The following is an 8,174-nucleotide window of genomic DNA, read 5'->3' on the forward strand; positions in this document are numbered from 1 at the left end:
AGCAACACTTCGCGGCCAATCCGCTTCGATCCGATCTCCACCCGCGCTCGAAGTAGGCAAGAACGCCGCTCGGTTACCGCTTACACTGGTGCCATCTATGTGTTCTTGGCTCTGGCAATTTGGAATCTTCCCTTCATTGCGGAACTGCTGCTCGCGCAATAGCGCTTCATGCCTCAAACCGCATTAAAAGCCCTTTACCGACGCGCCGCTGACGATAAAAGCGTTTTCGGATCGGGACGCCATGGCTAGCCGAAAAATCGAAAACCTCCATTCCGATCTTCCGCTGATTATCATGCAGTTCATGAAGCGGTGCCGGGCTGGATGTTTTGATCATGGTAGAAAGCCGTCGCTCAAGGAGTTCCACATGAACGACAGCTGTCAACCCTTCAGCTGACCTTCATCACGCTGGACAAGCAAGTCCTGTCACTGCCCTCCGTCATCTGTGTGCATGTCTCCAAAGTCTGCGTTACGCATCTGATAGGTCATGTTCGCATTCAGTCGTGTCGTCTCGTCAATGCTGAGAAGGTCGATTCGCCGATTTGGCAGATAGCGCACGTTCAATAGACTCTCCGGGCCTCGAACGCTTCTCGAAAAGTGCATCAGGCCCTGGTTTAAGTGCTCGCACAGGTAGTTCATGCGCTCTTCAAACTCTGCCCTCGTCGAGGGCGTGTGCATCGGTACAAACATGATTTTTTGACTCTCTAGAACTTACTCAGCACTGCACGAACAGCTCCGTCCACTCGCAGCGTCCATCTGATTTGCCAGCCGCTCGGTAAAGACAGGGCGTCCCGTCGAATCCCAAGCAAGGCCACTTCATGGCGACGACTTGAAGCCAAACTATTCACCGTACTTCCATCCCTCCAATGGTACCGAACGGAGGCTGCCCCTTTCGCTCCAGTAAGGTACAGGAAACGAGGTGTCGGAATGGCAGGACTGATGGAGCCGAAGTATGCAACGGTTGGTCGGGCTCTGTCGCAGACCATCATGGACTCATCGTGTCCAGATCGTGGCAGTTCAGTAGCCTTAAACGAGGGCTGCATGTGTCGCAGGGTCTGAGGAGGGCCGGGGGGAACGAGGTGGGAAATGAGCTCCACATGGACTGTCTCTCGGTCCAACTCCAAGAAGCATTGAAGGTCGAGGTACACAAGCTCTTCGTTGGACGGTAGATAGCTTCGCTCCCTCCCTCCTTCCAACGAATCCACAAGCTTTGCCAACAGGGCTTTGCCATTAGCCGGCTCCACCAGGCTCCCGGGGTTGTAGGTCCTAAGCGCAGTCTCGACTTTGCTGAGCAGGCTGGCAGGCATCGGATAGAAGAGAGCCGTGTTCAGGGCATAGCGTATTCTTGTAGCCCAACGGCCGGTCGGTAGTCCAGGGTTCTCCCTGCCACCTGTTGCGACAAGGCCCTCTAGCTCAAAGGCCACATTGATAGCGAGGGGCGAACAGGTCTCAAGCAAGTTTGCAGCGAATGCTTGCAGTGCGTTCTCGGTAAGGACGCCGAGGTTGAACAGGTCATGCCATAAAGCGTAAAGCGTTGGCGGTACGAAGCTGGGCGGTCCCGTGTCAGGGGCGGAAGTGGGGTTGGCACTGGCCTCAGCGAACCGTTCTCGCAACGACTTGAGAGCTCCAGCTGCTGAGCTTACTCCTCGCTTGTTCGCACGTTCAGCGATTCGCATGAAGGTCGCGAATCTGCTCGCGTGCCGACACTGTTCAATGACCCGTGGAACGTCAAGGTGCGGCGAGATGCGTTGCCACAACCCCGCGGGGTCCTCGTTGGACAGAATGTCCAGCACTGCCGAGGCGATGTCTGCTCGATTCCTCCTGTCCATGGAGACAGCAAGGCGGGCAAGAGCCGCAAGCCAGTCTTCGCTCGTACGCGCCAACCACAGCGCCATGGCCGCGCCACTATCTCGGCGCTCCCATGCCGGGTGGTCTAGTGTCCAAAGCAAGAGTTCAAAGAGGGCCTCGGCCGCCCCGCCAGTTGCTGACCCCCCGAAGTAGGCGAACGACGTGAGTGAGGCATCACCGACGATTTGTCTGACGTGGTCAATGGCAACCGCCAACAGTTCCGCCTGCTGTGCTGAGTCGACCTTTTCTCCAAAACGAGTAACGAGGTGCGATGCAATGACCCAGCGTTGAACATGCCGCTCTTCAAGAACCAGCGGTCCGTACAGCCGTGCAAGTTCATCGGCGCTTTGGACTTGTGTGCTGATAAGGCGGTCGGCTTCGCTGCACGAGTGGTGGTCAGACCAGACCGACCAGCCCCCGGCCTGCAGTGTTCGCAGGGCACCAATGCAGCCTTGTATCGCCTTTGAGAAATTGCGGCGGGCTAGATGCGCACTTGCCGCAGCTATCTCAGCGCGGGCAGCTCTTGCTGCAGATTGTCTGCCAAATGTTCCTGGCATGAAGAAGCGGTCATCATCGTCCTCGGACTTATCGTTGGCATCGCCTTCAGGTAGTGCGTTAGTACTTGGCTCCTCGCGCCCTTTTTCCTTCTGAGTGCGCAGACCGAAGCCCGAAGTCAACTTCTCAACCTGGTATTCGTGGAGGCCAGCCTTAGCTTCTTCTAAGAGAACTTGGAAGTCGGGGCAAATGTCGGCTGGAAGGTTTTGAACAAGAGCGCTAAGTATCAGCGAAGCTCGCTCTGTGTTAAGCGAGTACGCAATTGAACGAACTCGCGTCTTTGTCCACGTCAAATCAGCATGATTAGCTCTCACTTCGACGATGATTGCGGCGTACTCGCGCCCCCAGTCGTTCAGGTGCCGCTCGTCGCCATGCAGGTAGATCTCAAGGAGTGCCCAACGCAACCGCCAGTCCGCGTGCCCCCGAGAGTGGCGCAACAGCGTGAGCAGGGCGGCCTGCTCCTCCAACGCCGCCCCAGGAAAGCGCATGCCTACGAGAGGTGAAACGCGGTCGAGATTGCCGTCCGTCGCCTGCGTGTGTAGCTCACAGAGCGTGCCGCAGGACTGGTGCTGGAAGTACCTGACGGCGTCCGCGAAAAGCGACCTACGACAGAGCTGCCCAATGAATGTGCCCTTGTCGGCGCGGACAAATCGCTGAAAGGTCATCTCGCCGGTCGCGCGCTCCAAGAAACCAGCGATTTGGGCAAGTGACGAGGCAGAGACGGGCAATGCCGCAGGAAGCGCCTCCAACGTGCTGGTCATCATGGAGAGCTGGTCTTCCTTATACCAGCTTGGCCCCATAGAGAACGACAGAACCAACTGGTAGGTCTTCACCGCCTCCTCCGTCGCCCCTAGTCGAGCTAGCAAGGGGACAATTTGGAGAAGCTCCGGGACGAGTTCAAACCTGTTCTGTACGTTTGCTGCGACGTAGTCCCTCCAACGTAAGGTGAGTGCGAAGGCCCTATCTGCATGCGCCCCTTCGGGAGCCATCTTGACGAGTAAGCCGAGAACCTCTTGGAGTGACCGCCGAAAACCTTCGTTATATAGACCAAGCTGTACGTCAAACGCACATTCGATTGTCTCGAGAAGTACGTTCACCTTTGTTGGGTAACAGTCAAGGAGCAGCTTCGCTAGCCGCCCATACAGCGGCGGGACAATCGTCTCGGGAATGGCATAGCTTTTTTCCCAGTAGATGCGAGTCGAAAGATCGAAGGAGAAACAGGGGAGGAGGGTATCGACTACGAAAAACCATACGTCGTCGAGGCGGCTTTGGTCCTTCGACGACATCGCCTTCCGCGCCTTGCCATCGCTCCAGGCAACACCCCGCGCTATGGCTTCAAGGCACCCTTCCCAGTCGTCCAATGACGGAATCTGCACGGCAGGCCTAGCATGAACTTCCTCCATGAAGTGAGATGCGCGAAGACGCAACATCGCACTTTCAAAGATGGTCTTGTCAGGGTCTGCTCGATTCTCCTCGTAGAACGGTAGTGTCCCGTCGCCCAGTTTCACTCCGACTGAGTAGGCTTCAACGAGACCCGGAGCGGCCCCAGCCTCAATCAGGGCATCGGCAAAGACGAAGCGTCGGTCTTCGGGTTGCAGAGGCGCGTCTATTGCTCTTTCGATGTCGGAAAGGACGAGCTCGACCGCCTCGTTCTTGAGCGCGATGCCGTAGTGCTCCGAGTACATCTCGGCGCACGCCAAGGTGTTGAGAAATACAAGCAGTTGGTGCCGCAATTCCACGACACCAGGCATGCCCAGCTGCGAGTAAGGGCGATACCGCCCCTTTAAGCAAAGTTGGGAGCCAATCATCTCACCGGTTAGTTGTCGAAGAATTTGCCCCCCCTCATCGGGCGAGAAGCTGCTTTCTGGGCCACGCAAAATGCCTTCGACGACGGCGCGAAGAAATGGAGTGAATGGTGGAGTCTCACCTGCTGCCTGAGCGAGTGAGAAGGCGTGCAGCCGCAGACTCACTGCACCAAGCAGATCATCGGCGTCGACGCCATCTTCGGACCTCAGCTTCTCAAAGACCTCGTTCAGCGCGCGTTGAACTAGCTCAAGCACTTCTAGGGCCTGCTCGGTGTTGCCCTCTCTCGTCAGCGCATGAGCCACTGTGAACGCTTCCTCCGCGCTGACGATTAGGCGTCCGTTGCGTACGACGTGTCGAAGCGCTTCCTCGGTCTTTCCCAATGAGATGAGCGCCAAGGCCACGAGCTCGGCGGATAGCGCAAAGAGGGTGTTGTAGCGGAAGTTCAGGCGCTGGGAGAGAAGGAGCAGACGAAACACGTCGGTCGCGGACCCTATCCTGGTCGCGGTCGCGAGCGTGTCTTCAATATCTGTGAGCAGGACATCAGGCTCGGCGCCAAGGAGCACTGAATCGTCAACCCAAGTCTGCTGGCAGTCGCGAATTGCCTGCAACTGCGGCTCACGGCCACCTTTCAGACCGTGGTAGATCTTGTTCAAAACGCCGTAGTCCCCGCTTTGATAGAGGCGGCAGAAGACTGCTACGCGCTTGTGCACCCATTCGTCGATAGGGGATGTCTTGTGAACGACGAACTCCGAGAACGAAGGGTGGTAAATCGCTGTGTTTTCAGGGCTCGCAAGCAGATGGCGGATGCGGACGAGCGTGCTCGTGAAGACTCCCGATTCGGCGACGGTCAACATGCCGTGCAGGTCAGCGACCGGGATGCCCCACCGAAGGCGAGCGATGATGCCCAGCAAGTTGACGACATCGCCGTCACGAACAAGTTGCGCCCAGATAGTTTCGTAATAATCCTCGATGGCCCCACTGAATACCGGTAACGCCCCGATATCACCCTCGGTGGCGCCACTATTCACCAAGTCGGCTAGGTATCGGAGGTACAGCGGATGGCCCATTGCTCGGTCGCAAAGAGTTGCCGCAGTCTCCGCGGTGGCCTTGTCCTTGTCCAGTAACTCAATGCAGACTCCGTACTGTATATCCCGCTCGAGGGGGGGTAGTACCAGTCGCTCTGCACCTCGGGGAATGCTCCCGAGGCTGCCAGCGATTGCGTCCAATCCAACACCGGTGATGACGACCACAAGGCCGTCAAGCACTTTCTGCGGCAAAAGATTAACGAAGCGCCTGAGAGTCTCCTCCCCCGCCGCCGCGGCCTCGTTGATGCCGTCGATGAAAAGGACACCAACCCTCCCCGCCTTCGAGCAGCGATTTGCCAAAGCTTGAAACACCTCGCCAGTCTTCTCAATGAGTTGGGCGTACGACAATTCCATCAATCTGGCTGGCTTGCCCGTCGCCCGAGACGACAGCAGGGAGTTTGCCCAGTCGAAGAAAACTTCCGGTTGCGCTTGGTGTGCCGGCGTGGAACCACGGGCTCGCTCCGTAAATGGGTACACGCCAATCGCGTCCAGTTTGGATGACTCCGGTCTGAATTCTAAGCAGTAGGTCGACTTGCCTACGCCGTGAGAGCCATCAACAAAGATGTACCCACCACCTTTCGCAATGATGGTGGATTCAAAGAGATCGTCAAAAGCCGGTCGGCTCCCGATCGGCGTAGGCGCTGCATCCTCCCTGACGAGCTCTGGCAGCAAACCGTTCGCCTCAAGAAACGGCCTCAGCAACGCGAGGCTTACTGCCCCGATGGCGCTGTCGATATTGAGACGAAGCAGGCCCTTGCAGACTGCACCGACCATGAGCGCGGAGCCGGAGAGTCCTTGATAGTCCGAAAGGTGGGTTCCCGGCTCAACCGAGAGATCTAGGTCTACGCGGTGCAGCCGCTCGGTTAAGACTTGCTGTATCTCGCCAACGAGGACGTGACCCAGCTCCAGCTTCACGGCCGGATATCCGAACGCGAACCATTTCTCTCCCGGGCGGAGGTCGTCGGTGTCGATGGAGATGGGGGCTACCGAGAGCGGGGCGGGCAGCCGAAGTAGGCAAACATCGAGGTCTTCGTCATAGGGGCCGAGGACCACGACATGGTCGACTGCTGACGAGCCAGCACCAAACCGAACCCTCGTGACTTCGCCCTTGGCCGCAGCGGTCGCGACGCAGTGATACGCCGTGAGGACGAGGTCTGAGGATATGAGCCACCCTGTGCCTGATTCCTCTTTGCTGAGGACTTGGCACGTTGCCCGCTTGGCCTCCTCTTCCATCATGAACTCGCTCCTCCCACTTGAACCCAGTCGTGCTCCGCAACATGAACGCTGAAGGCCGCGCCGGACCTTGACGTGTGCGCTTGAAGCTTTCTCGATGCAGGGGTTTCGTAGTTGACGTAGATCTGGCGCGTGAAGGGCGCCGGGCGATCCACAATTTCCGCCAGTACCTCGAAATCAGGATGACCATGACCCGTTCCATCGGACGAGACCAGGAAACAGGGCGAGTCCGCGATTGATAGCAGCTCCACGCTGGTGTTACGCGAGCTTCCATGGTGCGAGACCTTGATGGCATCAAAGATGATCGGCGCGGATGCGGTTTGCAGCGGTTTCAGCTTGGACACGACGTCTTCTGCCCAAGCGTCTCCGAGGAAGAGCATTCGTGTACTTCCCGACGAAATGATGAGCGCGATGGAGCTTCCATTCGAGATGGATGTATCGCACATGTAGGCCTCAGCAAGTCGGCGATTTAACTTGGCTGCTATGGGAGTGGCCAAAGGTAGCGCCGGCCCAGGCACTGCAGCACACCACATCTCGTACGCATCGTCGAGGAGGTCGGTTGCTTGGGAGCTTCCGCCAAAGCCGAGCTTTTGCACATCCCTCAGCCATCGTGCCCGCAGCGCTTCGAGACGCGCGCGTGTGGGGCCAATGACTTGCACAACTAGGTCCCTTGCCAAAGCGAGCGGTGAGATGCTGTCGTCGACGCTGCTAGAGCCATCCCCAGCGTTCCAGGCATAGCCGTATTGCCGAAGGAGCTTGGCTAGCGAGCTTCCCTGCCGAGCGCTGATGGGATTCGGAGAAACGGCTACCGCCCCTTGAAAGCCACGCCGACGGATAGCTTCAAGAATGGCTTGATCACGGGCGCTGCTTGGTGTGCCAGCACGAAACGGCAGAGACCGGAGGCTGTTGTGCCAGACCGTATCCACCTCGATTCCCCGTTCGCCGGGTAAACCGTTAAGCGAGAAGAGCTCAAGGAGCCCGCCAATGTGGTCGGCATCGATGTGCGTACAAACGACCAGACTCAACCGACCACCGCCCTCAGCAAGACTCGCTAGGTCGGCAGCGATGAAGTCCTGATAGGTGCTCGCGAAACCAGCGTCAATGAGGACGTTTGTGCCAGAGGCGTCTATGAGGAAGGCATCACCGCTCCTGGCGGGGTACATCTTCAGCTTCAGCATGCGCTTATACGAGTAGGTGGCTTATGTCGGATGACACGGTCGACGAAGTTCCGGTAGTGGTCAAGTTGCTTTGGACACACCGAAGAGCTTTTCCAAGCCTGTGAATCGCCCCGACTTTCGTCGACAGGTCCGAATGTCTGCTCGGCAACGTAAGACCTGCCGTAAGCTGGATGGCGGCTGAGTGACCGACGGCCGACCGGTTGTCGTTGCAGCCCCCGACCAGGGGGCGCCGCGTTCTGTATGTCTTTGGGATGGTCGGTGCCCAAGCCCAAGACCAGCACACTGAGAGTTGAGCACTGCGAGGGGTGGTCTCGTAGACCTCCACGCTTACCTGCCCCTCGAGAACTCGAACTTCGCTATCGATACCCGAACCCCGGCAAGCCTTCCACCCGAGTTCGACAGTTACGCTCGCAAGTGCTTGTTTTTGCTAGAGCGCACTTTCAAAAATGCCACTACAACAGCGCCAACTGCT

General features: G+C 57.9%; 4 protein-coding genes. All 4 read right to left on the reverse strand.

Translation table 11 applies throughout. The annotated features are described in order from the left end of the window. Nucleotides 1-166: 166 nt before the first annotated feature. The 4 genes from C667_RS25795 to avs1a all read right to left on the reverse strand — a co-directional run bounded on the left by C667_RS25795 (nucleotide 167) and on the right by avs1a (nucleotide 7,702). Nucleotides 167-334, reverse strand: coding sequence for a hypothetical protein (locus tag C667_RS25795; protein WP_157302392.1), 168 nt, complete (start codon nucleotides 332-334; stop codon nucleotides 167-169). A gap of 89 nt (nucleotides 335-423) precedes the next feature. Next, on the reverse strand, nucleotides 424-687 hold the full coding sequence (gene avs1c, locus C667_RS26845; protein ID WP_083881348.1) for an AVAST type 1 anti-phage system protein Avs1c: 264 nt from the start codon (nucleotides 685-687) through the stop codon (nucleotides 424-426). A 14-nt stretch (nucleotides 688-701) separates the two neighbouring features. Further along, a complete protein-coding gene (gene avs1b, locus C667_RS17575; protein WP_004372559.1) occupies nucleotides 702-6,527 on the reverse strand; it encodes an AVAST type 1 anti-phage system protease Avs1b in 5,826 nt (1,941 codons plus the stop codon). Continuing rightward, on the reverse strand, nucleotides 6,524-7,702 hold the full coding sequence (gene avs1a, locus C667_RS25165; protein WP_083881349.1) for an AVAST type 1 anti-phage system MBL fold metallo-hydrolase Avs1a: 1,179 nt from the start codon (nucleotides 7,700-7,702) through the stop codon (nucleotides 6,524-6,526). The genes avs1b and avs1a overlap by 4 nt, the downstream gene beginning before the upstream one ends. Nucleotides 7,703-8,174 lie beyond the last annotated feature (472 nt).

It is taken from the genome of Thauera phenylacetica B4P (assembly GCF_000310225.1).
GTDB lineage: Bacteria > Pseudomonadota > Gammaproteobacteria > Burkholderiales > Rhodocyclaceae > Thauera > Thauera phenylacetica.